Source organism: Mesorhizobium sp. WSM3626 (assembly GCF_000513935.1).
GTDB lineage: Bacteria > Pseudomonadota > Alphaproteobacteria > Rhizobiales > Rhizobiaceae > Mesorhizobium > Mesorhizobium salmacidum.
Genome location: NZ_AZUY01000045.1, coordinates 1 through 23,117, shown reverse-complemented (window position 1 = coordinate 23,117; position 23,117 = coordinate 1). Strand labels below are relative to the sequence as shown.

The window sequence follows — 23,117 nt, the reverse complement described above, 5'->3', positions numbered from 1 at the left end:
ATGCCGTTGTCCCAAAACCGGGTTCCACTCTTGGGCGGCATACATTAAGTCCAGATTAACCCTGATATCTGTGTCAGGCGGGCCGCCTGTCCAGTGACCAAGTACCTTGCATCGCTTGTTTCCCGTCGACGCGGGTGCGGGTTAACGTTTCGAATCGTCCTGATTCCGCCATTCTGTCCGAAGGTCAAGCGCCTCTGGCATGATTCGCATGAAAAAAGCGAATCAATTACCCGACTTAGCGCGCCTCGCCCCCAGGGGAAGCGTGGCCGCGCCTTCATTTCGCGCTCGCATGCACTTAGGCTCGCCCAGCCCTGCCCGACGAAACACCAAATCCTTCGATCAGCGCTTCCGTCGCTTGTACATCCTGAAATTGCGCCTGAATTTCGATCAGATGGCGGAAGTTTTCGTCTGAAGGATCCGCTTCGAGGGCCGCTTCCGCCTGTTTCAGCTCCTTATGTAAGGTGCGCGCGCTGCGCTGCAAGTGCAACGCCTGGTTCAGAGCGTCGCGGGCATCCTCGATGGCCGCCGTCTCCAGCGCCGGCCATTGCCGCGCCCGCTTGATCAGGCCGACGGCGCGCTCCCAGATCTCGGCGCAGCCGGCGCGCTCTATCGTCGCCACCACGGCGTGGCGGTCATTGGCCATGTTATGCGCCATCGCGTCGAGGATGGCGGCGTGCAGCCGCGTCAGGTCGGAATTGGCGAGGTCGAGGAACTCGACATGGGCGAAATTCTCGTCGATCAGCGCCGGGTGGTTGACCAATGCCACGATGATCGTCGCCTCGCGCACCGACATCCCCTCGCCGCGCCTGACCAGCGCCGACTGGCCGAGGCTTTCGGTGATCGCCATGCGCCCGCCGCCTGCCTTGGCGAATTGCCCGCCGGGTGCGGGCTTGCCCTGGCCGCGCTGACCGGGCCGGCCGCCATCCTGACGGCCTTGCCGCGCATTGCGCTGGGAGCCGAAGAAGCTCAGCACCCGCTCGCGCATTTCCTGCTGGTAGTGGTAGCGCGTGCTTTCGTCGCGGATGCGGCTGCTGAGTTCCCGCAGTGTCTGTCCCAATTCCGCCCGCCGCTCGGGCGTGTCGAAGACGCCGCCCGCCGTCTCGCGCATCCACAACAGGTCGACCAGCGGCCGCGCATCGGCCAGCACGGCGCGGAAGGCCTCCGGCCCCTCGGCCTTGACCAGATCGTCGGGATCCTTGCCTTCCGGCAGCAGCGCGAAGCGCGCCGAGCGTCCGGCCTGCACCGATGGCAGCGCGAGATCGGCGGCCCGCCAGGCCGCCTTCAGCCCGGCCTTGTCGCCGTCGAAGCACAGCATCGGCTCCGGCGCCATGCGCCACAACAGTTCGAGCTGGTTTTCGGTGAGCGCGGTGCCCAGCGGCGCCACGACATTCTCGAAGCCGGCCTGCGCCAGCGCGATCACGTCCATATAGCCTTCGACCGCGATGACCGTACCGCCCTTGGCCAGAGCCCCCTTTGACAGGGCTTGCCGGGCGCGGGCGAAATTGTAGAGCACGTTACCCTTGTGGAAGAGCTCGGTATCGGGCGAGTTCATGTATTTGGCGAGCGCGTCGGGGGCCAGCGCGCGGCCGCCGAAGGCGATGATCTTGCCGCGCGAATCCGGGATCGGGAACATGATGCGGTCGCGAAACCAGTCATAGGAGACCGGAATGTCGTCGCCGTGGCGCACCAGCCCGCAGGCCTCGATATCGGCTTTCGGCACACCCTTGGCCGCCAGATGCTCCTTCAGCGCGTTGCGGCTGTCGGGCGCGAAGCCGAGCCGGAACGACTGCTGTGTCGCCGGCGTCAGCCCACGATCGCGCAGATAGGCGCGGGCCTTGGCGCCCTCGGGCCCTTGCAGGCGCTCCTGGAAAAAGGCGGTCGCCATCTCCATGACATCGGTCAGGCTGGCGCGTTCCTGCTCGCGCCGCTCTTCCTGCGCGTCGCGAACCGGCATCGGCACGCCGGCCATGTCGGCGATCTTCTCGACCGCCTCGGGAAAACTCAGTCCTTCGAGCTCGGTCAGGAATTTGAAATGGTCGCCCGAGACCGAGCAGCCGAAACAGTGGTAACGGCCCTTCTTGTCCTCGCAGTGGAAGGACGGGCTCTTCTCGCCATGGAACGGACAGCAGGCCCAATAATCGCCGCGCGACGTATTGGTCTTCTTGCGATCCCACGCAACGCGCTGGCCGATGACCTGTGAAATCGGCACGCGGTCGCGTATCTCGTCAAGGAAGGCGGGCGGAAATCGCATCGGGGAACTCGTTTCGCCACCATATAATCATGCCCGCGATTTCAGACGACCCCTAATGCGGACGATGCCCGGTTTCCACAGGGAAAAAGAAAGGCGGCCATTGCGGGCCGCCTCCTTTGTCAGCCGATTGTCAGGCGGTTACTGCGCGGCAAGCGTACCAAAGATGACGCCGGAGAGGATGCCGACCAGCACATAGTCATTGCCGACGCGGATCCATTCCTGGCCGCGGCCGGGACGATGCAGGCCATAGCGGCCATAATCGCGGATCGGCTGGTGCTGCCTCCAGCCGGAATATTTCTGGCCGTTGCGCCAGTGGTTACGCTTCACGATCACCTTCTTCTGGACGAACCGCTTCTGGATGATGCGCTTCTTGACATCCCGGTTGGCGGGCTTCTGCCAGTCGACCTTGGCGTAGTTCGACTGCGGCGCCACTGGCGCGTTCATCGGCGCTGCCTGGCCGGTGAGCGAGGTGGCGGCCAGCATCGAGAAGGCGAGAGCGGAAAGGACAATGCGTTTCATCAGAAGTCTCCTTGGTTGTCGATGCCAAGGGAATAGCGGTCAGGGGATGAACCGAAACTGAACGCCAGCATTACAATTATGTAATGAATTCCGCCGGTTAATCCAGAGATTTGAACATCATCGCAAAGATGGGCGCCAAAAGCGTCGCGGATCTGGGGATTCCATCGCCTAGGCCCATGCAACCATTTGCGGGCCCGTCCATTTTCCGACACCGGCTGTCGCCTCGCGGCGGCCCCTTGAAATCGACAAATTTTTATTATTCGGCTAAAATATTCCGGCTATATTCCAAGGCTGACATGACCATGATTCGTGCCCTCGTCTTCGCCCCCTGTCGCCATGCTGCCCGAAGCGCGCGCCATGCCCGCGCGCAGGCGCGGCGATGAGCGGCTCGGTCGTCCTTCTGCATCTGGCCGGCGCGGTCGCGTTGATGCTGTTTGCCACCCGCATGGTCAAGACCGGCGTCGAACGCGCCTATGGCGACGTGCTGCGTCATCGTCTGCGCGCCACCATGCGCAATCCGATCATGGCGGTGCTGGCCGGCACCGGCCTTGCGATCGCGCTGCAAAGCTCAACCGCCGTCACCTTGCTGGTCGGCTCCTTCGCCGGTTCCGGCATCGTCTCGGGCGCCGCCGGCCAGTTGGCCGTGCGTGGCGCCGAGATCGGCTCGGCTCTGGTGGTCAAGCTGCTGACCTTCGATCTCACGCTGCTGGTGCCGCTCTGCCTGACATCAGGCACGGTGATGTTCATGGCCACCGAGCGGCGCGACTGGCGCCAGATCGGCCGCATCCTGGTCGGCATCGGCCTCTTGATCCTGTCCCTCGAAATGATCGGCCAGGCGTCCGAGCCGCTGCGCAACAGCCAGTTGCTGCCGGTCATCCTCAATTACTTCTCCAGCGATTCCATCACCGCCTACCTGCTGGCGGCAGTGATCACCTGGCTGTTCCAGTCGAGCATCGCGGCGGTGCTGTTGATGGCCACGCTGGCCGGCCGCGGTCTGATCAGCCCCGAACTCGGCCTCGTCCTCATCCTTGGGGTCAATCTCGGTTCATCGCTCATCGCGCCGATGCTGACACGCTCGGCCAGCCCCGAAGTCCGCGTCGTGCCGGTCGGCAACCTCCTGATGCGCGGGCTGGGCTCGCTGGTCATGCTGATCCTGTTCATGATCTTCCGGCCGCATGTCGCCTTCCTCGGCCCGACGGCGGCCGATCAGATCGTCAACGCCCATATCCTGTTCAACGTGCTCATCCTGCTCGCCGGCCTGCCGCTGGCCGGTTTGGTCTACCGAGCCTCCGAAAGGATCGTGGCACTCGGAGCCAAGCCGGCGCCGGCCGCCACGCTCGACGTCGTCGAACTGTCGGCGCTCAACGAAAGCGCGCTCGATGTGCCGAGCCAGGCTCTGGCCAACGCCACACGCGAGGTGGTGCGGGTCTGCGAGACGGTCGAGATCATGCTCAAGCGCATCATCGAACTCTATGAGGACGCCGACTCGGACAAGATCAAGGCATTGGCGGCGCTCGACGACCGTGTCGACCGCAGGCACGCGGCCATAAAGCTCTACCTTGCCAAGGTCACGAGGAACCCGATGACCGAAGACGAGGCGCTGCGCTGCCAGGAGCTGATCGGCGCCTGCGTCAAGCTCGAGCAGGTCGGCGACATCGTCGTGCGCAACATGCTGGTCCATGTGAAGAAGAAATTCGAACGCGGGCTGGAATTCACCGACGAAGGCTGGAGCGAATTGTGCGCCTTCCACGCCTCGGTGCTGGCCAATGCCCGGCTTGCCTTCAACGTGCTGGTCTCGCGCGATGCCGAAACCGCACGCCAGCTGGTGCTGGAGAAGGACCAGCTGCGCGACCGCGAAAAGGAAACCAGCGCCAGCCATTTCCTGCGGCTGCGCGAAGGCACCGCCAAAAGCGTCGAAACCAGTTCGATCCACCTCGATACCATCCGCGACCTGAAGCAGATCAACTCGCTACTGGCCTCGATGGCCTATCCCGTGCTGGAAGAGCGCGGCCTGCTCACGGGGTCACGGCTGAAGGCCAGCTAGGCGACAACGATTCGCCGCGGCGGCATCCACCTTGGCAAGAAGGGGTAGGCATTCCAGCCGTGAACGGCCAAATTAGTCTTTGCTTACTCACCCATCCGTCGGCTAAGAATCCGTTTCCACCGGGAGGAATCGATGGAAACCCATTCGCGCAGTTTCGCCAAGGCGCTTTCCTGGCGGGTGACCGGCACCATCGATACGATGATCATCTCGTTGGTGGTGACCGGAAGCGTCAAGATTGCGGCCGCCATCGGTGTAACGGAGGTCTTCACCAAGTCGCTGCTTTATTATTTTCACGAGCGGGCATGGCTGAAGGTTCCTTACGGACGTAAGTCCGTGACCTGACGGGACCGGTGCCCAACGGATCTGGTCAAGAAAAGCTAAAGCGACCGTGACAATTTCTGGATTGCCTGCCCGGGCTATCCATGGTTTGAGCCCTGTATTTCGGGGGTTTCTGCTCATGTCGCTGCCGCTCATCGCCCTGTTCGTCGCCGCCTTCGCTTTCGGCACCACCGAATTCGTCATCGCCGGCGTGCTGCCGCAGGTGGCGCAAGGGCTTGGCGTTTCGGTTCCTTCCGCCGGCTACCTCGTCTCCGGCTATGCCTGCGGCATCGCCATCGGCGGTCCGCTGCTGGCGCTCGCCACCAAGTCCTTGCCGCGCAAGACCTTGCTGCTCGGCCTCGCCGTCGCCTTCACCCTGGGCCAGGCGGCCTGCGCGCTGGCGCCCGACTTCACCTCGATGCTGTTGCTGCGCATTGCCGTGGCAGTCGCGCATGGCGCCTATTTCGGCGTCGCCATGGTGGTCGCCGTCGGCCTGGTGCGCGAGGATCAGCGTGGCATGGCGGTCGCCGTCATCCTGTCGGGCCTCACCGTCTCCAACGTCATCGGCGTGCCGGCCGGCACCGCCATTGGCAACATCTGGGGCTGGCGCGCGACCTTCTGGGTGATGGGCGCACTGGGCGTGGCGGCAACTCTGGCCATGGCGGCCCTGTTGCCGCGCACGACCGGATATCAGGCCAAGGCGGCGAGCCTAGCCAGCGAGGTCCGCGTGCTGGCGCGCCAGCAGGTCTGGACCTCGCTGATCCTGATGCTGATGCTGATGCTCGGCCAGTTCTGCCTGTTCACCTACATCACCCCGACGCTGCTGGAGGTGACAGGGCTCGACGAAAACCTGGTGCCCTGGGTGCTGCTGCTCAACGGCGTCGGCGCCACGCTTGGCGTCTTCCTCGGCGGCAAACTGTCGGACTGGAAGCTAATGCCGTCGCTGATCACCATGCTCGCCCTGCAGGCGGTGACGCTGGCCGTCATCTATGCCGTCAGCCCCTACCCCGTGCCGATGGTTGTCGCGATCATCGTCTGGGGCGGTCTCAACTTCGCCATCGGCACACCGATCCAGACCCGCATCCTGTCCTGGACGGCCGACGCCTCCGGTCTCGCCGCCTCGCTCATTCCGTCCGGCTTCAATATCGGCATCGCGCTGGCCGCGTCGCTCGGCGCCGCCATGCTCAATGCCGGCTACGGCTATCGCAGCCTGCCGGCTGTTGGCGCGTTTGCCATGCTGGTCGCCGTCATTGTGGCTGTCCTCTCCCATCTTTGGGAACGGCGCAGCGACATCAGCCCGCCGGTACCGGCCGCCGCCGAATAACATGGCAAGGACTGTCGCCAATTTCGGCCTGACCTGCGGCACCTTGCCGACGGGCACGCACAACGCGATCACCGACGTGCCTGGCGTGCGCGTCGGTCACTGCACGCTGCGCGACGGCGAGATCAACACCGGCGTGACCGCGATCCTGCCGCATGGCGGAAACCTGTTCCGCAAGAAGGTCACGGCGGCAAGCTATGTCATCAACGGCTTCGGCAAGACGGTCGGGCTGACGCAGGTGCAGGAACTCGGCACCATCGAGACGCCCGTTCTCTTGACCAACACGCTCTCGGTCGGCACCTGCGCCACGGCGCTGATCCGTGACGCCATCCGCCAGAACCCCAATCTCGGCCGCACCACCGGAACGGTCAATCCGGTGGTCGGTGAATGCAATGACGGTGCGCTGAACGACATCCAGGCCCTGGCGATATCGGAGGAGCATGCCCTTGCCGCGTTGGCGGATGCCCGTGAGGGCGCGGTCGAGCAGGGCAATGTCGGCGCCGGAACGGGAATGAGCTGCTTCGGCTTCAAGGGTGGCATAGGCTCGGCCTCCAGGAAGATCGCGCTTGGCGACGAACATCATCTTGGCATTCTCGTCCTGTCGAATTTCGGCAGGCCCGGCGACCTCGTCCTGCCCGATGGACGCCGGCCCGACGCCAGGCGGCAGGCCGAGGCCGAACGCGGCTCGATCATCATCGTTCTGGCGACGGACGTGCCGCTCGAACACCGCCAGCTCGAGCGTGTGGCGCGCCGCACTGGGGCCGGCATCGCCAGGCTTGGCTCCTTCTGGGGCAATGGCAGCGGCGACATAGCCATTGCCTTCAGCACCGGCAACCCGGTCGACCACGATGAAACCCGCGATCTGGTGCCGCTGGTCGCGCTCAACGAAGCACGCATCGACATTCTCTTCCGGGCGGTGGCGGAAGCGACGCAGGAGGCGGTGCTGAACTCCATGCTGTCCGCCGAGGCTTTCACCGGCAGGGCCGGCGCGCACCGCGCATCGCTCGCCGACTGGCTGCGCGACCAGGCCGAAAGGCGATAGGCCTACAGCTCGATCCGGAACCGAAGGCTCTCCACCCCGTCATAGGCGGCGTCCTCGAAGAAGCGCTCGACGAGCTTGCCTCCATTGGCCAGGATCACCTTGTGCGAGGCCGGATTGCCCGGTTTGGCGGTGATCTCGACATAGGGTAGGCCCACCGCCCTCGCCTCGTCCAGCATCAGCCGCAACGCTTCGGTGGCGTAGCCGCGCCGCCGCTTCCACGGCACCACCGCGTAGCCGATATGGCCAAGCACATGCGGCGGCAGTTCCGCCGTGCCCTTCTGCCAGCGAAAGCCGATCGAGCCCGCCGCTTCGCCGTCCCAGATCCAGCGGCGGAAGCCCGGCAGGCGTGGCACCTGTGTGCCGTCGGGCAAGGCGATGGGCGGCCCTTTGGCCTCGGGATCATCGAGGTCGGCGAGGAACGCCATGGGATTTTCTTCTATGGCCGCGAGCTGCTCGCGCGTCGCCTCCATGAGCCGCACATTGTCCGGCGACCAGCCGCGCTCGAGCGCCGCCTTGTAGGACGGCAGATGTTCAAGCGCCGGTTTCACGATCTCTACCATGATCGATGCCTCCTGATAAACGAGGCAGGCATAGCCTTCGACAGCAGGGCGCTCAAGCCGGCTGGAAGAGCAATCCGGGCGAATCGAAAATTGGGGACGTTTGCAGGCCTCCGCCCCAAGCCTTGGCCCGGCATGGCAGCTTATGGATGGTTGCGCGTCGGCCTGGTCTCTTCGCGCACTTGCCGACGCGCTAAACAAGATGTGTTTCGCCTGATGACGCGCCGCGTCTTATGATCGTCCTCTGGTGATTCCGCGGGGAATCACAAAGGGCTTCGGCAGGAGAATGGGTACGGTGCGGTTGAGATCTGTCCCGCTGGGTGTCGTCGTCACCCTCAGTCTTCTTGTCATCATCGTTGCCTTGATGGCATCGGCCCGGTCCTTTGCCGCGCCATCGGCCGTTCCGGCCTGGCTGGAGGCCCATGTCGGCAACGGCGGTGGCCAGATCTCACAAGTCGTGCTGGAGCGGGCCCGCGCGCTTTACCTGAAGAAGGTGGCGCAGGGCGCCGTCCGGAACCCCTGCTACTTCGCCATGGATGCCACCCGTCCCGGCGATCTGGGCAATGGCGTGCTCGGGCGCCGCTACTATGTCGTATGCGAAGCCAGCCAGTCGTTTCGCGCGATTTCGTCGGGTCACGGCGGCGGCCGGAACCTGAAAGGCAACGTCGATTTTTCGAACGGCAGGCGCTGCGCGAAGAACTTCGGCAATGCCATGGATTCGGAACTGACCGCCGGCGGCGCCTACATGACCCGCGAAGCGAAAACCTCGTTCAAGGGCTTTTATCGCACTGGTGCGAAACAGGACGTGGCTTTCCAGCGCACATTCATCCAGTTCGACGGTGAAGGCGAAGCCGCCAACGCAAGGCAGCGCGTGATCGGCGGCCACGCGGCACAGGTGCTGCGCGGCATGTGCATGCGCAAGATCCCGAACAGTTCCTATGCCGACCATGACGGCTTCGTGCCGTTCGGCAAACTGGTGGACTATGCCGGCGGACGCAGCAATGGCTGCACCAGCTGGTCGCCGGCCGATGCCGCGCAACTCATCTCGATGGTGAAGGACAATCCGACGACGCTCTACATCTATCCGGAATCGCGCGATATCGCCGCCGTTGCCAGCGGCCATTCCGCTTCAGGCACCTACTGGAACGCATCGTGCCTGAAGGAAATCGGCAAGCCGAAATTTTGGCCGCGAAAAATGCTCGAGCCTGTCATCGCCCAGTACAAGAAGGATCATCCCGCACCACCTGCGCAGCCGCTGCCGATCTGCAAGGAGCCGTGAGACGTACCCACGGCGCCCTGCTCCGGGTCAGCGCAGGAAATCGAGCACGGCCTGCATGAACTCGGCGGGGTATTCCACGTTCGACAGGTGGACCGTGGGCAGCACGACAAACTTCGCGCCGGGCACCGCGGCCGCGATCAGCTCGCTGTGGCCCGCCGCCGTCACCGTGTCGTGCTCGCCGGCGATCACCAGCGTCGGCCGGGAGATCAGCGCCACCGTGCGGCGAAGGTCGGCATCGCGAACCGCCGCGAACAGGCCGGCCAGGCCTTGCCGGTCGATCGCAAGCAGCATAGCGCGGAATTCCTCGATGACGGGTTCGTTGGCCGCCACCATGTCCGCGGGGAACCAGTTGTTGAGGAACACGTCGGCGGTTTCCGACATGTCCGGCGCCTGTCGCACGACGGCAATCCGCTCGTCGAAATAACTTGCCGGCCCGAGATGGGACGAGGTGTTGCTCAGGATCAGCCGGTCGATCCGCTCGCGCGCGTTGATGCCGAGCCACTGCCCGACGAAACCGCCCAGCGACAGGCCGAGGAAATGCACGCGCCCAAGGCCGAGCGCATCGATGAGTTCGATCACGTCGCGGCCAAGCCGGTCGAGTGAATAGGCGCCGACTGGCGTGCTCGACCCGCCATGGCCGCGAAAGTCGTAGCGCAGAACGCGGAAATGCCTGGACAATTCGCCGACCTGCCCATCCCACATATGCAGCGTGGTGGCGATCGAGTTGGACAGCACCAGCACAGGCTTCCCGGCATCGCCGTCGAAGCGATAGGCGATGCGCGTGCCGTCGCCGACAGTCACGAAATTCAGCTCACTCATGATGAAATCCTCTTGGAACGGTGAATGAGGCAAAGCGTAGCTGTGGCCNGGTTTTGGTGATATTACAAAGATAGGACAATCTCTGTAATCAAAGCTGACATGGCCGAATTCACCTTGCACGACCTCCAGTGCTTCGACGCCGTGATCCGCACCGGCGGCTTTCAGCCTGCCGCGGCAATGCTCCACCGCTCGCATCCGGCGGTGTTCGCCGCCGTCGCCAGGCTAGAACGCCAGCTCGACCTCGTCCTGCTGGATCGCAGCGGCTACCGTGTGCGTGCGACCGAAGCGGGGCTGTCTTTCCATCGACGCGCGCAATCGCTGCTGCGCGAACTGGAAGGCCTGCGCGTCCATGCCGCCCAGCTGTCGATGGGCGAGGAAAGCGAAATCCACGTCGTGATCGGCGACATCTGCCCGCGCCCGCAGGTGCTGGGCATGCTCGGGCGGTTCTTCGCCCAGTGCCCCGGCACCCGGCTGCATCTCCATTTCGAAGCCGTCGGCGGCCCGTGGGAGCGCCTTTTCGACGACAAGGCCGATCTCATCCTGCACTGGATCGACAAGGGCGACGCACGGATCGAGTGGATCGACCTCAGCAAGGTGCCGTTCATTCCCGTGGTGGCGCCGGGCTTCCTGCCCGAGCGCATCGAACGACCGGTCACACTGGAGGAGATGCAGGTATTCACCCAATGCGTGATGCGCGACACCGCCCTGCATTCGCCACGACAGGACTATTTCGTGGTCGAGGGGGCGCCGCAATGCATGGTCCCCGATCAGGCGATGAAGAAGGAAATCATCCTGCAAGGGCTCGGCTGGGGCCACCTACCCCATTTCCTGATCGCGGAAGAGCTGCGCGGCGGACAGCTACTGTCCATTGCCGGCAGTCACCTGCCGGGCCGCACCGACGAATTGGTGGTGGCGCGCCGCCGCGACCGGCCGCACGGGCCGATCGCCAACCGCCTGTGGGACCATATCCAGCAGGAAGCGCCGGCATTGCGCCGCGCGTTGGAGCCTCGGGAATCGGCCCAATAGCAAGCCGCGGCTTGGCGTCGAGTGGGCCGTTGGAAGTCGCTGACGCGACGGTAAAAGCCCTACTGCAGCAACCCCTTGACGATGCCGCTCGCCTTGCCGAAATCCATTTGGCCGGCATATTTCTGCTTCAGCGCGGCGATCACCTTGCCCATGTCCTTCTGGCTGGCCGCACCGGTCGCGGCAATCGCCTCGCGCGCCGCCGCCGTGACTGCCGCATCGTCGAGCTGCGTCGGCAGGAAGCCGCGGATGATCTCCATCTCGCCGCGTTCCTGCGCCGCCAGTTCCGGCCGCTTGCCGTCCTCGAATGCCTTGGCCGATTCCTCGCGCTGCTTCACCATCTTGGCCAGGATCTGCAGGATTTCCTCATCGCTGGCGGGTTCCTTGCCGGCACCGCGATTGGCGATGTCGCGGTCGTGGATGGCGGCCTGGATCAGCCGCAATGTCGGCAGCCGGTGCTTGTCCTGCGCCTTCATCGCGGTCTTCAGGGATTCGGCGATTTTCGCGCGCATTGCTCTCTCTCCTTCGGTCGGCGCGGACAATAGCGCCGGGAGCAAGTCAACGCAAACCCTGATATGCCAGGGCAAGCCTATGATATTCCTCAATGAAATAAATCGCGACGGCATTTGGCATGATCATTGACCGCCCTGCCCCCTTCCCCTATGTACTGGGCCTTGCATGAACTGAAGCTTGGGTGCGTGGAGGCCGCGAATTCGCCGCTTCGCGCCGTTTGCCGCGCGAAGGCCCGCCGGGCTATGGAAGCGCGCGGCCTGATAGGAGTGCCGCCATGGCCGAGATGACGCCCGCCTGGGCCACTGAAAAGCCGACCGCCCTTCTGGTGTTGGCGGACGGTACCGTCATCGAGGGTCGCGGCCTCGGCGCCACCGGCTCCGCCGTCGCCGAAGTCTGCTTCAACACCGCACTCACCGGCTACCAGGAAATCCTCACCGACCCGTCCTATGCCGGCCAGATCGTCACCTTCACCTTCCCGCATATCGGCAATATCGGCACCAATGGCGAGGACATCGAAGACCTCAACCCGGCCGCCCGCGCCGGCGCTGTCGGCGCCGTGTTCAAGGCCGATGTCACCAACCCGTCCAATTACCGCACCGCCGGCCACCTCGACCAATGGCTGAAGAAGCGCGGCATCGTCGCGCTCTCGGGCATCGACACCCGCGCGCTCACCGCGCTGATCCGCGAGAAGGGCATGCCCAACGCTGTCATCGCGCATGCGCCGGACAGCGTCTTCGACCTCGACGATCTGAAGCGTCGCGCCGCCGCATGGTCGGGCCTGATCGGGCTCGATCTCGCCAAGGAGGTCACGTCGGGCCAGTCCTCGGTCTGGCGCGAGACGCCATGGGTGTGGAACGAAGGCTTTGGCGAACAGGCCGAGCCTTCGCTGCATGTCGTCGCCATCGACTACGGCGTCAAGCGCAACATCTTGCGGCTGCTTGCCGGCCTCGGCGCCAAGGTCACCGTCGTTCCCGCCAAGACCGACGCGGAAGAAATCCTCGCCATGCAGCCGGACGGCATCTTTCTCTCCAACGGCCCCGGCGATCCGGAAGCCACCGGCGACTATGCCGTGCCGGTCATCCAGGACCTGCTCAAGACCGACATCCCGGTGTTCGGCATCTGCCTTGGCCATCAGATGCTGGCGCTGGCGCTGGGCGGCAAGACCGCCAAAATGCACCAGGGCCATCACGGCGCCAATCATCCGGTCAAGGATCACACGACAGGCAAGGTCGAGATCGTCTCGATGAACCATGGCTTTGCCGTCGATGCCGACTCGCTGCCCGCGGGCGTCGAGGAAACCCATGTCTCGCTGTTCGACGGCTCGAACTGCGGCATCGCGCTGACCGGCCGTCCGGTATTCTCGGTCCAGCATCACCCCGAGGCCTCGCCCGGCCCGCAGGATTCGCACTATCTGTTCCGCCGCTTCGTCAACCTGATCCGCCAGAAGCGCGGCGAGGAATTGCTGGTGGAACGAGCTTAAGAGGCGTTCTCGCGCCTCCCGTCGCGAACGGTCCAAACTTACGCCACCGGCCGCCCTTCGCTCGCCGCCAGGATGGCGAACCGTTGCTGGCGGTCGAGGCTGATCTCCGGCACCTTGACCACGGCGGCCAACCGTTCCGCCTTCATCGAACCAGGCACCACCCGGGCCGGATGGCGCAGCGCACAGACGATGGCGACACTGGCAGGATCGCCGCCGCCGGCGATACGCCATCCGTGGTCAGCGTGAATGCAACTGTCATGCCTGTGCTCCATCCTCGGCCACATCGGTCGAGGTGCTGCTGAGTGGCGACGGTCTTGCCACCTTGGTAACGAAGACGATGACCGCCAGCATCAGGAAGCACGCACCGACCAGATACGGCGCGCCGCCGAAGGTGACGGGTGCGCTTGGCCCGGTGAACCAGGAAAAGATCGCGGTATAGAGCAGTGGCGTGATGATTGAGGTGATCGAGAAGATCGAGGTCATCGCGCCTTGCAACTCGCCCTGTGCCGAAGGCGGGACCTTGGCGGCGGCGAGGCTTCTGAGCGGCGGATCGGCCAGCGCTTCCAGGCAGCCGACGACGATCACCGCGTAGACCATCCAGCCTTGCGAGGCGAAGGCATAGCCGAAGGCGCTGGCCGCCGTGAACGTCAGGCCGATGACCGCCGTTCTCCACTCGCCGAGCCTGGGGATGACGCGCGGCAGCACCGTGCCCATGACGATCGCCCCGCACAGGCCGAAAGCGCCGAGCGAGAAGCCGATCTGCTGCTCGCTCCAGCCATAGCGGTAGTTGGAGACGAACGACCACACCGCCGGATACATCATGTGACCGAGCGTCATCAGGAAGAAGACCAGCCCGATCCAGCCGATGCCTTGATACTGGCGCATCTGCAGGAGCGTGCCGACCGGATTGGCGCGTTTCCACTCGAAGCGGCGGCGATGCTTTTCATCGAGCGTTTCGGGCAGGAAGAACATCGCGATCAGGAAGTTCACGAAGGCCAGCCCAGCGGCGCAAAAGAACGGCACGCGCGGGCCGAACGTGCCGAGCAGGCCGCCCAGCACCGGCCCGATGACGAAACCGACGCCGAACGCAATGCCGAGCAGGCCGAAATTCCTCGCCCGGTTCTCGTCGTTCGAAATGTCGGCGATGAAGGCCGACGTCGTCGAATAGCTGGCGCCCGAAATGCCGGCCAGCACACGCCCGATGAACAGCATCGGATAGGACCAGGCGATCGCGCAGATCAAATTGTCGATGGAGAAGGTCAGCACCGAGGCGAGCAGGATCGGCCGCCGCCCGAACCGGTCGCTCAGGCCGCCCATGATGGGCGCGAAAAAGAACTGCATGGCCGCATAGACGAAGAACAGCCAGCCGCCCTCGATCGCCGCTTCGCTGATGCCGACGCCGGTCAATTCCCTGAGAAAAGCCGGCAATACCGGCATGATCATGCCGAAGCCGATAATGTCGAGCAGCAGCGTGGTGAAAACGAGCGCGAGGCCCCGCCTGGCGGTCTTGGGGTCGATCATGATGGGTCAAGCTCCTCTGGCCGCCTGGGGCGCGGGCGGACGCACCTTATAGGCGAGCCAGCGGAAAGGAACAATGCGGGAACAGGCAGGAAGCTTTGATCCTGACACTCCCTGACGGCGTCTTGCTGCCGGGTCCTTATCCGAAAACGACTGCTTAGAGCGAACCGCTCATCGTGTTGCAGTCCGACAGCTTGCCGCTCTTGTAGCCGCGCGTCAGCCAGGTCTGCCGCTGCTGCGAGGTGCCGTGGTTGAAGCTTTCCGGCACGACATAGCCCTGCATCTTCTTCTGCAGCGTATCGTCGCCGATCTGCTTGGCCGCGTTCAGCGCACTTTCGAAGTCGCCCTGCTCCAATATGCCCTTCTGCCCGGTGTAGTGTGCCCACACGCCGGCGAAGCAGTCGGCCTGCAGCTCGATGCGCACCGACAGCTGGTTGGCATCGGCTTCGCTCATGCCTTGGCGCATCTGGTTGAACTTACCCATGATACCGGTGAGGTTCTGCACGTGGTGACCGACCTCATGCGCGATGACGTAGGCACGGGCGAACTCGCCTGAAGCGCCGAACTGCTGGTCGAGCTGCTGGAAGAAGGTCATGTCGAGATAGACTTTGTGGTCGCCCGGACAATAGAACGGTCCGGCCGCGGCGGAAGCAAAACCGCAGGCCGAGCGAACCTGGCCGGAAAACAGCACCAGCTTGGGGTCCTCATAGGTCAGGCCTTGCGACTTGAAGATACCGGTCCAGGTGTCCTCGGTCTCGGCGAGCACGGTCGCCACGAACTGCTTCATCTCGTCATTGGCGGGTGTGCCGCTGCTGTCCTGGCCGCCGCTATTGTCCGATATCTGGCCGCCGTCGCCGCCGCCGAGGATTGTTGAGGGATCGAAGCCGAAATACCAACCAGCCAGCACCACCAGGATGACGAGGAATATGCTGCCGCCGCCACCGGCGCGGCCACCGATCGGGATGCGGAACTGGCCGCCACCACCACCGATCCCGCCGCCGCCACCATCGCTGCGGTCGTCCTCGATATTGTCACTCTGACGACGGCCTCTCCAGAGCATGGCAACTCCTCGCGCTGCAAACTTCCCATTGCTCCGGCAAGGCCGGCTCAACCCAACAAACAATTATCGCAATGGTTGCTCCAAGTCACAGGATTTTTCCTGGCCAGGATAGCGCTGGGCATCGCCGTTTCACCACACTGGCCGGGAGCGCACAAGGCCTGTAGCATCGCTGGCATCGGGGGTTCGAGGCTTGAGGACGATCAGGGGTTTCCTGTCGCTGCTGGTGGCGTTGCTGTGGCTCGGGCTCGAAAATGCCGGCGCCGTGACGCTCGATTCCAGCGTCGCCGTCACCGATCCCGCCACCTTGCAGGCGCTGGAGCGTGGCGGCCTGTCGATCAGCCGCCTGCTCGGCCCCGCCCTCGGCCTGACCCGCGACGTGGACAATCGCGGCCTGTTTTCGGTGCCGGCGCTGACGACGGTGCGCGACATCGTCAAGCGCGAGATCGCCGACGAGCCGAAGACCAGCCCCGACCCCTATGTCGCGGCCATGGCGAAATCGAATGACACCAGCCAGAAATTCAATCCCAAGTACATAGACGACGACGGCTCGACGCTCGACCTGACCGGCGTCGTCAACCGCATGGACCGAGGTTATCTCGGCCACACCGAGTGCGGCGAGATCCGGCTGATCTACCGCTTCCACTACTCGGTCGAGGAAAAACCGGTGAAGGGCAAGCCCGGCCAGCGTATTTCGTCACGCCTGCCGTTGACCATGAGCCTGGTCTTCAACGCCAAGCCCGGGAAGGCGCAGGCCCGCGCTTCGAAGAACCTGCCCAGCGCCACCGACGCGTCCTGCGCGGACGTCGCCCGGCGCTGGCTGGCCGCCGGTCGAAAGGACCTGCCGCCGGAACAGCTCGCCGCCTGGCTGCGCTCCGACGAAGGCCCGCTGTCGGGCGCCATGCTGAATTCCTCGCAGATCATGCGGATCGAGCTCAACATGCAGGTGCTCAGGCTGTCGGCTTCCACACGGCGCGATTTCGGCGGCCATGCCGAATATCTCCTGAAGATCTTCAAATGGGATCCAGAGAAGTCGAGCTTCTATGAAGCCAGGATGGAAAACGAGATCGACCGGTCAACCGTGCTGGCCGACAGGCCAGCCTTCGCCAAATGGCTGCTCACCGACCGCAACATCTATGACCTCGACCATGGCCGGCTGGTCGTCGACGAGAAATTCCTGGCCAGGAGCGCTGTGTCGGTGGCGCCCGGCGGCCTGAGCCGCTCGCAGAACAACATCGTCTATGGATTGATCGACGACGCCGACATCGACAAGGCGCTGAAGGACTATGTCGCCAGGGGCAACACGCTCGCCACCATCAAATCGGTCGCCGGCTTCAACCTGCGCCTCAATGAGATATCCTGCACCGGCTGCCACCAGACGCATGGCATCGCCGGCTTCCACTACACCGGCGCCGATCCGGCCAGCGAGCCGCGCCGCAACGCCGTCTTCGTGCCGGGCTCTGCCGTCTTCTTCGCCGACCTGCCGCGCCGCCACGCCGTCGTCGAGGAATTCGCCGTCGGCGGCTACCCCGATTTCACCAGGGGCTTCGCCGCCCGCCCCGATGCCCGCTACGCCGAGGCGCTGAAGGGCACCGACCTCTACAATGGCTGGGGCTCTATTGCTATCGCGGCGAGGATGAAAGCTTCAAGGACTGGACCTGCGGTGCCGGTCTGCGCTGCGCCGGTGTCCACGAAAGCGCCATCCATCCGGGCTTCGGCACCTGCGTCAGCGAAAAAGGCATTGCGGTCGGCGACCCCGTGGAATTCGGCGAGATCAGGATGTCGACCTGGGGCAGCGACCGGTATTGCCGCCTGTCGCCCGCCACCGCCAAGGATTGTGGCATCGACCCGGCGCGCGACAAGAAGCCGGTGGTGAAGCTCGCCGGCTATGGCGCGGCACGCCAGCGCTACGACAATCCCGACCAGAAGACCGGCGGCTTTCCCGGCGGCATGCTGCGCAAGGCGGGCTGCGACAAGCTCCCCGACGAGGCAAGTTGCGGTCGTCTAGCCAAGACCGGCTTCAACGACTGCATCGCGTCCGGCAAGGACCATAAATTCTGCACCAGGGAATTCACCAAGACCGCCGGTCTGCGCGCCTGCGACAAGGCGCATCCCTGCCGCGAGGACTATATCTGCACCGCCGGCTATGAGGATCTACCCGAGGCCAAGCCTGGCGAAGGCACCTGCATCCCGCCCTATTTCATTTTTCAGTTCCGCGTCGACGGCCATCCGCGCAGCTGGAAACAGGATGTCAGCGAGTGAGCCGTCCGGGGACTGGACAAAAGCCCCGGAGTAAACCTTCCTTCCGAACAGGCCTAGCCGGCTTCCATGCTTCGCCAGAACTGAAGGACCGTAGCGGCGATCGCTTCTGGCGCATCTTCCTGGACGAGATGCTTGGCATCAGGGACTGTCTGAAACGTCGCGCCGGGAATGCGCCGCGCCAGCTCCCGGCCGTCCTTTACCGGGATCCAATCGTCATTGTCGCCCCACAGGATGGTGACCGGACACCGGATTTCGCCATATCGCCACTCCACCTCCTCGGTGTATTTGTCATCCATCTGTGCGACTTGCCTCCAGAATGCCTTCTGGCCCTCGTCGCCAAGCCATGGACGCAGATAGGCCTGCATCTCGTCCTTGCGTAACGGATTGTACGTCGCGCCGTTGACATAGGCGCGCAAGATCGCTTCGTGAACATAGGCGGGCAGCCCGGCAAAAACCTTCTCGTTCTGTTTGGCTGCCTGGACGAGCGGCGAGCCTTGCGGGCTGATCGCCACCGGATCGATCAGCACCAGCGAGCCGAAATCCAACCCGTTGAGCAGATGACCGCGCAGAGCGGTCGATCCGCCGAAATCATGCGCGACCACATCGGGCCGTTCCAGCTTCCAGTGGGCATAGAGCGCCGCGAACAGTTCGTTCTGGATGCCGCGCGACACGTCGCCGTCCGGCTTGTCCGACCAGCCATAGCCAAGCATGTCGAAATAGTGGACGCGTCGGTGCTTGGCGAGCCATGGCGCGATACGGCGCCACTCGACCGAGGAGAAGGGCGTGCCATGGAGAACGATGGCGGGCGGTCCTTCCCCCATCACGCCCCAGGCGATGGAATGTCCTTGAAAGACAAAGCGTTCGGGCGGGCACCACTCGATCGTCATCTGCATCGATCCGGAACTACCGCCGCCTACTCTTTCTGCTTGGCGCCGGCGCTCTTGCCGTCCGAGCTCTTCGAGCGTTCCTCGAAACGATCGGCGCCTTTCTTCAGCGGATGTCCGGTTTCGGCCTCGGTCCTGCGCTCGTCCTTGGCGGCCGCCTGTTTCAATCCCGTGGCTGCCTGCTTGCCTTTTGCGGTCGGTGCCTGCTCGACGCCCATGGCTTCCTCCCTGGCGCGCAACAAGCGCGCGATGAGAGCCAACGCGCATAAGCGCCGACGGTTCCAGCAGCTAAAGCATGTCGCCCGGAAGTGTCCTCGGTTCCGGGATAGCGACATGGATCAAATCAGAAGCTTACGGCAGATCGGGCGAATCCTATTCGCCGCGACATGCTGCAACGTGTTCGAAACTCGGCAATGAAGCGCCTTTCAGCGGGCCGTCATCGCCTTGCGGAACGCTTCCAGCGTCTCGGCGCTGACATGGTGCTCGATGCCCTCGGCGTCGATGCGCGCCGTCTCGGCGCTGACGCCGAGGGAGCGCAGGAAGGCTTCCACCGTCTGGTGGCGAATGCGGCTTTCCTCCGCGACCTTGCGGCCGGCTTCGGTCAGGAACACGCCGCGATAGGGTTTCCGCGACACCAGCCCGTCGGCGCAGAGCCGCGTCAGCATCTTGGCCACCGTCGGCTGGGCGACGCCGAGGCGAGCGGCGATGTCGACTTGGCGCGCCTCGTTGCCGTCCTCGATCAGGTCGGCGATCAGCTCGACATAATCCTCGACCAGCGCGCTGCGGCGCGCTTCGCGCGTCTGCCGGAATCCTTCCGAATGGATATCGGCATCGAGCAACGGCTCACGCGGGACCGGTCTGTTCTTCAGCGCCAATGCGCGCTCCTCCTCGGAAGTTTAGCCGTCGCTGCTTTTATAGCACGGGCTCTGATTCTTCAGGCCGTTTATTTGCATTCCACGAGAGGCGCAATCGGCGTCTCCGGTTGCCCGCCCTCGCAACAAGCCCCGACAATGAAATATAGCCTATTGCATAATGTTGAGCCATGGCATAGCTTATGGGTATCCTCCGGAAGCCGCGGAAAGCCTTTTCATGTTAGAAGCAGACGTCACAGCCCCCCGGTCCGCATGGCGGTTCGCCAGACGGGAGGAAGACGATCAGCCCAGCCTGCGCGAGGTCAATTCCACCATCGCGGTGCCGACGTCAGGCGTCTGGTTCCGCCGGCTGTTCGCCTTCATGGGCCCGGGCTACATGGTCTCGGTCGGCTATATGGACCCGGGCAACTGGGCGACCGACCTCGCCGGCGGCGCCCAGTTCGGCTACACGCTTTTGTTCATCATCATGCTGTCCAACCTGATGGCGATCCTGCTGCAGGCGCTGGCCGCGCGGCTTGGCATCGCCACCGGCCGCGACCTCGCCCAGGCCTGCCGCGCTTACTACCCGCGCCCGGTCAATTTCGTGCTGTGGATCGCCTGCGAGCTCGCCATCATCGCCTGCGACCTCGCCGAGGTGATCGGCACCGCGATCGCGCTGCAGCTTTTGTTCGGCATCCCGCTGATCGGCGGCGCCATGCTCACCGCGCTCGACGCTTTCCTGGTGCTGCTCCTGATGAACAAGGGTTTCCGCTATCTGGAAGCCTTCGTCGTCGCGCTTCTGATCATCATCTTCAGCTGCTTTGCCATCCAGATCTTCGTTGCCGCCCCGCCGGCCGGCACGATCCTGCATTCGATGTTCGTGCCGTCCTCCGACATCGTCACCAACCCGGCGATGCTCTACATCGCCATCGGCATCATCGGCGCCACGGTGATGCCGCATAATCTCTATCTGCATTCCTCGATCGTACAGACCCGCGCCTATGAACGCACCGACGGGGGCAAGCGCGATGCCATCAAATGGGCGACGATGGACTCCACCATCGCCCTCATGCTGGCGCTGTTCGTCAACGCCGCCATCCTGATCGTCGCGGCGGTCGCCTTCCACGACACCGGCCACCATCATGTCGCCGAGATCGACCAGGCCTTCCAGCTCCTGTCGCCGCTGCTTGGCTTGGGCATCGCCTCGATCCTGTTTGCCGTGGCACTGCTGGCCTCGGGCCTCAACTCGACGGTGACGGCGACGCTGGCCGGCCAGATCATCATGGAAGGTTTTCTGCGCCTGCGCATCCCCAGCTGGGCACGGCGTCTTTTGACGCGCGGCCTGGCCATCGTTCCGGTGGTGGTCGTCACCGCACTCTATGGCGAGAAGGGCACCGGCCAGCTGCTGGTGTTCAGTCAGGTGATCCTGTCCATGCAGCTGCCCTTCGCGGTCATCCCGCTGGTGCAGTTCGTCTCCGACAAGAAGAAGATGGGCAACCTCGCCATCCCGCGCGGCGTGGCGGCATTGGCCTGGGTGGTCGCGGCCATCATCCTGGTGCTCAATTTCAAGCTGCTCTACGACACCATGTCCGGGGCTGGTTGAAGGCCAGTTTAATCCCGGGACAAACTGCCTGATCGCTCTATCTTTGCCGATGCCATGAGCAACATCGAAGACATCAGGAGATTTTATGCGCGGCTGATGGCGGCCAACGCCGCCTCATCGGACCCGCGTCTGGAAGACGTGTTCGCCAGCGTGCCGCGCGAAGCCTTCCTCGGTCCTGGGCCATGGACGATCATTGCCGGCAACGCCACGCTCACGACACCAAGCGCCGATCCGGCTCACATCTACCAGAACGTGCTCGTGGCGCTCGATCCCGACAAGGGCATCAACAATGGCGAGCCCTTCCTGCACGCCATATGGATCGGAAAACTCGCGCCAAAGCCAGGCGAGGCCGTCACGCATGTCGGCGCCGGCAGCGGTTACTACACGGCTTTGCTTGCCACGCTGGTTTCGCCCGGCGGCACCGTCGCTGCTTTCGAGTTCGACGATCAGATGGCCGAACTGGCGCGCGGAAATCTCGAAGCCTACGGCAATGCGACTGTTGTCCATGGCGATGCCGTGACCTCGCCCCTGCCGCCATCCGACATCATCTATGTCAATGCCGGTGTCGTGGCCCCTCCCGCCGGATGGCTGAAGGCGCTACGCCCCGGCGGCCGCATGATCTTCCCGTGGCGTCCGGCCGAGCGCATTCCGTTCGCGGTGATGGTGACCCGCGGCGAAAAAGGCTTCGCCTGCCACCCGTTCATGCGCTCGTGGTTCATCCCTTGTGTCGGCGCGTCGACCGCCGACTCCGCCGCGAAGATCCCGACACGCGAAGAGGCCACGCGCAGCCGCTCGATCTGGCTGATCGAGGACAGGCAGCCGGACAGCAGCGCCACCGCAATCTTCGAGCATGTCTGGTTCTCGTCGGAAGCCCCGAGCGCCGGTGATTGAGTATCTATGGCGAACCAGATTCGCGGCCGCTGTCGGGATGGGCGCGGCTGGTCCGTCCTTGGACCGAAGTCCGGCCGCGACGGCGTGGACGAAAGCAAGGGAGAGCACAATGAGAAAGATCATCGCCGCAACCTTCGTCAGCCTCGATGGCGTCATGCAGGCACCCGGTGGCCCGGAAGAAGATCCGGTCGGCGGCTTCAAATTCGGCGGCTGGACGTTCCACTACTTTGACGAGGTGGCGGGCGCGGCAATGGATGACCTATTTTCCAAACCCTTCGCCCTGCTGCTCGGCCGCAGAACCTACGACATCTTCGCCGCGTATTGGCCGTACCAGAAAGATCCGATCGCGGATGCCTTCAACCCCGCGACCAAATATGTGGCGACGCATCGGCCGGACACTCTGACCTGGCAGAACACGCACGCGCTTGGGCCCGATATCATCGCGACTTTGCGCAGCCTCAAGCAGGAAGATGGACCTGACCTGCTCATCCAGGGATCTGGCAATCTCATTCAGACCTTGCTCGCCAACGAGCTGATCGACGAGATCCGGCTGATGACCTTCCCGCTGTTGCTGGGCAAGGGCAAGCGGCTGTTCGGCGATGCCGCGATGCCGGCCGCCTTCAAGCTTGTCAAATCGCAGGCTTCGACCACCGGCGTCATCATGGCGACCTACGAGCGCGCGGGCGAAATCGAGGTCGGCTCGTTTGTCACGGGCAAGCCCTCCGACGCCGAACTCGAGCGGCGCAAGAACTGGAAGTGAGTTCGACCCCTGGCATCAAGCTGGAACACCCCTTGTATCTGCACGGAGGAAACTTTGTGCGAGAAGAGCGACTGAGCCTCGAACCGGATGGCCATCCGATTCGAGGCTTGGCGAAGTCGCCCGAC

Annotated in this window: 23 protein-coding genes; 12 read left to right on the top strand and 11 right to left on the bottom strand. The window is 64.1% G+C overall.

The genetic code is table 11. From position 1 onward, the window contains the following. Positions 1–295 precede the first annotated feature (295 nt). The gene (gene dnaG / locus M653_RS0124845) at positions 296–2,251 is read right to left on the bottom strand and encodes a DNA primase (protein ID WP_027145765.1); all 1,956 of its coding nucleotides are present in this window, start codon (positions 2,249–2,251) and stop codon (positions 296–298) included. A 138-nt stretch (positions 2,252–2,389) separates the two neighbouring features. Continuing rightward, on the bottom strand, positions 2,390–2,770 hold the full coding sequence (locus tag M653_RS0124840) for an RcnB family protein (RefSeq protein WP_027145764.1): 381 nt from the start codon (positions 2,768–2,770) through the stop codon (positions 2,390–2,392). Between the two features lie 379 nt (positions 2,771–3,149). Here M653_RS0124840 and M653_RS0124835 point away from each other — a divergent pair, with 379 nt between their 5' ends. The 4 genes from M653_RS0124835 to M653_RS0124820 all read left to right on the top strand — a co-directional run bounded on the left by M653_RS0124835 (position 3,150) and on the right by M653_RS0124820 (position 7,495). Further along, positions 3,150–4,814: a Na/Pi cotransporter family protein gene (locus M653_RS0124835; protein ID WP_027145763.1), complete on the top strand. Its 1,665-nt coding sequence runs from the start codon at positions 3,150–3,152 to the stop codon at positions 4,812–4,814. A 132-nt stretch (positions 4,815–4,946) separates the two neighbouring features. Then, positions 4,947–5,156, top strand: coding sequence for a DUF2061 domain-containing protein (locus M653_RS0124830; protein WP_027145762.1), 210 nt, complete (start codon positions 4,947–4,949; stop codon positions 5,154–5,156). Positions 5,157–5,271: 115 nt separating this feature from the next. Continuing rightward, positions 5,272–6,456 (top strand): MFS transporter, encoded by a 1,185-nt coding sequence (locus M653_RS0124825; RefSeq protein ID WP_027145761.1) that lies wholly within the window; start codon positions 5,272–5,274, stop codon positions 6,454–6,456. A 1-nt stretch (position 6,457) separates the two neighbouring features. Beyond that, positions 6,458–7,495 (top strand): P1 family peptidase, encoded by a 1,038-nt coding sequence (locus M653_RS0124820; RefSeq protein WP_027145760.1) that lies wholly within the window; start codon positions 6,458–6,460, stop codon positions 7,493–7,495. A gap of 2 nt (positions 7,496–7,497) precedes the next feature. Here the strand turns inward: M653_RS0124820 and M653_RS0124815 are convergent, their stop codons facing one another. Then, a complete protein-coding gene (locus tag M653_RS0124815) occupies positions 7,498–8,055 on the bottom strand; it encodes a GNAT family N-acetyltransferase (protein WP_027145759.1) in 558 nt (185 codons plus the stop codon). Between the two features lie 292 nt (positions 8,056–8,347). Here M653_RS0124815 and M653_RS0124810 point away from each other — a divergent pair, with 292 nt between their 5' ends. Next, entirely contained in the window at positions 8,348–9,331 is a 984-nt protein-coding gene (locus M653_RS0124810) for a hypothetical protein (protein ID WP_027145758.1), read from the top strand. A gap of 27 nt (positions 9,332–9,358) precedes the next feature. Here M653_RS0124810 and M653_RS0124805 read toward each other — a convergent pair whose 3' ends face one another. Beyond that, entirely contained in the window at positions 9,359–10,150 is a 792-nt protein-coding gene (locus M653_RS0124805) for an alpha/beta fold hydrolase (RefSeq protein ID WP_027145757.1), read from the bottom strand. Positions 10,151–10,249: 99 nt separating this feature from the next. On the opposite strand from M653_RS0124805, the gene M653_RS0124800 reads away from it, so the two are divergent. Beyond that, positions 10,250–11,176: a LysR family transcriptional regulator gene (locus M653_RS0124800; RefSeq protein ID WP_027145756.1), complete on the top strand. Its 927-nt coding sequence runs from the start codon at positions 10,250–10,252 to the stop codon at positions 11,174–11,176. A gap of 59 nt (positions 11,177–11,235) precedes the next feature. Here M653_RS0124800 and M653_RS0124795 read toward each other — a convergent pair whose 3' ends face one another. Next, complete coding sequence (locus M653_RS0124795; protein ID WP_023781512.1) at positions 11,236–11,685, bottom strand: GatB/YqeY domain-containing protein; 450 nt, start codon at positions 11,683–11,685, stop codon at positions 11,236–11,238. A gap of 275 nt (positions 11,686–11,960) precedes the next feature. Between M653_RS0124795 and carA the strand changes: the two genes are divergently transcribed. After that, positions 11,961–13,166, top strand: coding sequence for a glutamine-hydrolyzing carbamoyl-phosphate synthase small subunit (gene carA, locus M653_RS0124790; RefSeq protein ID WP_027145755.1), 1,206 nt, complete (start codon positions 11,961–11,963; stop codon positions 13,164–13,166). A gap of 38 nt (positions 13,167–13,204) precedes the next feature. Here carA and M653_RS0124785 read toward each other — a convergent pair whose 3' ends face one another. The 3 genes from M653_RS0124785 to M653_RS0124775 all read right to left on the bottom strand — a co-directional run bounded on the left by M653_RS0124785 (position 13,205) and on the right by M653_RS0124775 (position 15,744). Then, a complete protein-coding gene (locus tag M653_RS0124785; RefSeq protein ID WP_027145754.1) occupies positions 13,205–13,438 on the bottom strand; it encodes a hypothetical protein in 234 nt (77 codons plus the stop codon). After that, on the bottom strand, positions 13,422–14,687 hold the full coding sequence (locus M653_RS0124780) for a tetracycline resistance MFS efflux pump (RefSeq protein WP_027145753.1): 1,266 nt from the start codon (positions 14,685–14,687) through the stop codon (positions 13,422–13,424). The genes M653_RS0124785 and M653_RS0124780 overlap by 17 nt, the downstream gene beginning before the upstream one ends. Before the next feature lie 154 nt (positions 14,688–14,841). Then, positions 14,842–15,744, bottom strand: a complete 903-nt coding sequence (locus M653_RS0124775) for a neutral zinc metallopeptidase (RefSeq protein WP_027145752.1) — start codon at positions 15,742–15,744, stop codon at positions 14,842–14,844. A 190-nt stretch (positions 15,745–15,934) separates the two neighbouring features. Between M653_RS0124775 and M653_RS1000000134680 the strand changes: the two genes are divergently transcribed. Both M653_RS1000000134680 and M653_RS1000000137805 read left to right on the top strand, forming a co-directional pair. Beyond that, positions 15,935–17,617, top strand: coding sequence for a hypothetical protein (locus tag M653_RS1000000134680; protein WP_245262313.1), 1,683 nt, complete (start codon positions 15,935–15,937; stop codon positions 17,615–17,617). Next, the gene (locus M653_RS1000000137805) at positions 17,521–18,003 is read left to right on the top strand and encodes a hypothetical protein (protein ID WP_245262311.1); all 483 of its coding nucleotides are present in this window, start codon (positions 17,521–17,523) and stop codon (positions 18,001–18,003) included. The genes M653_RS1000000134680 and M653_RS1000000137805 overlap by 97 nt, the downstream gene beginning before the upstream one ends. Positions 18,004–18,056: 53 nt before the next feature. Here the strand turns inward: M653_RS1000000137805 and M653_RS0124765 are convergent, their stop codons facing one another. The 3 genes from M653_RS0124765 to mntR form a co-directional block, all read right to left on the bottom strand. Continuing rightward, the gene (locus M653_RS0124765; RefSeq protein ID WP_027145751.1) at positions 18,057–18,890 is read right to left on the bottom strand and encodes an alpha/beta hydrolase; all 834 of its coding nucleotides are present in this window, start codon (positions 18,888–18,890) and stop codon (positions 18,057–18,059) included. Positions 18,891–18,916: 26 nt separating this feature from the next. Continuing rightward, the gene (locus M653_RS0124760) at positions 18,917–19,105 is read right to left on the bottom strand and encodes a hypothetical protein (protein WP_027145750.1); all 189 of its coding nucleotides are present in this window, start codon (positions 19,103–19,105) and stop codon (positions 18,917–18,919) included. 207 nt (positions 19,106–19,312) lie between these two features. Continuing rightward, entirely contained in the window at positions 19,313–19,762 is a 450-nt protein-coding gene (gene mntR / locus M653_RS0124755) for a manganese-binding transcriptional regulator MntR (RefSeq protein WP_027145749.1), read from the bottom strand. Between the two features lie 214 nt (positions 19,763–19,976). On the opposite strand from mntR, the gene M653_RS0124750 reads away from it, so the two are divergent. The 3 genes from M653_RS0124750 to M653_RS0124740 all read left to right on the top strand — a co-directional run bounded on the left by M653_RS0124750 (position 19,977) and on the right by M653_RS0124740 (position 22,992). Next, positions 19,977–21,341, top strand: a complete 1,365-nt coding sequence (locus M653_RS0124750) for an Nramp family divalent metal transporter (RefSeq protein WP_027145748.1) — start codon at positions 19,977–19,979, stop codon at positions 21,339–21,341. A 54-nt stretch (positions 21,342–21,395) separates the two neighbouring features. Then, on the top strand, positions 21,396–22,232 hold the full coding sequence (locus tag M653_RS0124745; RefSeq protein ID WP_027145747.1) for a protein-L-isoaspartate O-methyltransferase: 837 nt from the start codon (positions 21,396–21,398) through the stop codon (positions 22,230–22,232). Positions 22,233–22,341: 109 nt separating this feature from the next. Beyond that, on the top strand, positions 22,342–22,992 hold the full coding sequence (locus M653_RS0124740) for a dihydrofolate reductase family protein (protein WP_027145746.1): 651 nt from the start codon (positions 22,342–22,344) through the stop codon (positions 22,990–22,992). Positions 22,993–23,117 lie beyond the last annotated feature (125 nt).

Coding starts and splice junctions, on each gene's coding strand:
- dnaG (WP_027145765.1), bottom strand. CDS start 2,251: ATGCGATTTCCGCCCGCCTTCCTTGACGAGATACGCGACCGCGTGCCG.
- M653_RS0124840 (WP_027145764.1), bottom strand. CDS start 2,770: ATGAAACGCATTGTCCTTTCCGCTCTCGCCTTCTCGATGCTGGCCGCC.
- M653_RS0124835 (WP_027145763.1), top strand. CDS start 3,150: ATGAGCGGCTCGGTCGTCCTTCTGCATCTGGCCGGCGCGGTCGCGTTG.
- M653_RS0124830 (WP_027145762.1), top strand. CDS start 4,947: ATGGAAACCCATTCGCGCAGTTTCGCCAAGGCGCTTTCCTGGCGGGTG.
- M653_RS0124825 (WP_027145761.1), top strand. CDS start 5,272: ATGTCGCTGCCGCTCATCGCCCTGTTCGTCGCCGCCTTCGCTTTCGGC.
- M653_RS0124820 (WP_027145760.1), top strand. CDS start 6,458: ATGGCAAGGACTGTCGCCAATTTCGGCCTGACCTGCGGCACCTTGCCG.
- M653_RS0124815 (WP_027145759.1), bottom strand. CDS start 8,055: ATGGTAGAGATCGTGAAACCGGCGCTTGAACATCTGCCGTCCTACAAG.
- M653_RS0124805 (WP_027145757.1), bottom strand. CDS start 10,150: ATGAGTGAGCTGAATTTCGTGACTGTCGGCGACGGCACGCGCATCGCC.
- M653_RS0124800 (WP_027145756.1), top strand. CDS start 10,250: ATGGCCGAATTCACCTTGCACGACCTCCAGTGCTTCGACGCCGTGATC.
- M653_RS0124795 (WP_023781512.1), bottom strand. CDS start 11,685: ATGCGCGCGAAAATCGCCGAATCCCTGAAGACCGCGATGAAGGCGCAG.
- carA (WP_027145755.1), top strand. CDS start 11,961: ATGGCCGAGATGACGCCCGCCTGGGCCACTGAAAAGCCGACCGCCCTT.
- M653_RS0124785 (WP_027145754.1), bottom strand. CDS start 13,438: ATGGAGCACAGGCATGACAGTTGCATTCACGCTGACCACGGATGGCGT.
- M653_RS0124780 (WP_027145753.1), bottom strand. CDS start 14,687: ATGATCGACCCCAAGACCGCCAGGCGGGGCCTCGCGCTCGTTTTCACC.
- M653_RS0124775 (WP_027145752.1), bottom strand. CDS start 15,744: ATGCTCTGGAGAGGCCGTCGTCAGAGTGACAATATCGAGGACGACCGC.
- M653_RS1000000137805 (WP_245262311.1), top strand. CDS start 17,521: ATGTCGACCTGGGGCAGCGACCGGTATTGCCGCCTGTCGCCCGCCACC.
- M653_RS0124765 (WP_027145751.1), bottom strand. CDS start 18,890: ATGACGATCGAGTGGTGCCCGCCCGAACGCTTTGTCTTTCAAGGACAT.
- M653_RS0124760 (WP_027145750.1), bottom strand. CDS start 19,105: ATGGGCGTCGAGCAGGCACCGACCGCAAAAGGCAAGCAGGCAGCCACG.
- M653_RS0124750 (WP_027145748.1), top strand. CDS start 19,977: ATGTTAGAAGCAGACGTCACAGCCCCCCGGTCCGCATGGCGGTTCGCC.
- M653_RS0124745 (WP_027145747.1), top strand. CDS start 21,396: ATGAGCAACATCGAAGACATCAGGAGATTTTATGCGCGGCTGATGGCG.
- M653_RS0124740 (WP_027145746.1), top strand. CDS start 22,342: ATGAGAAAGATCATCGCCGCAACCTTCGTCAGCCTCGATGGCGTCATG.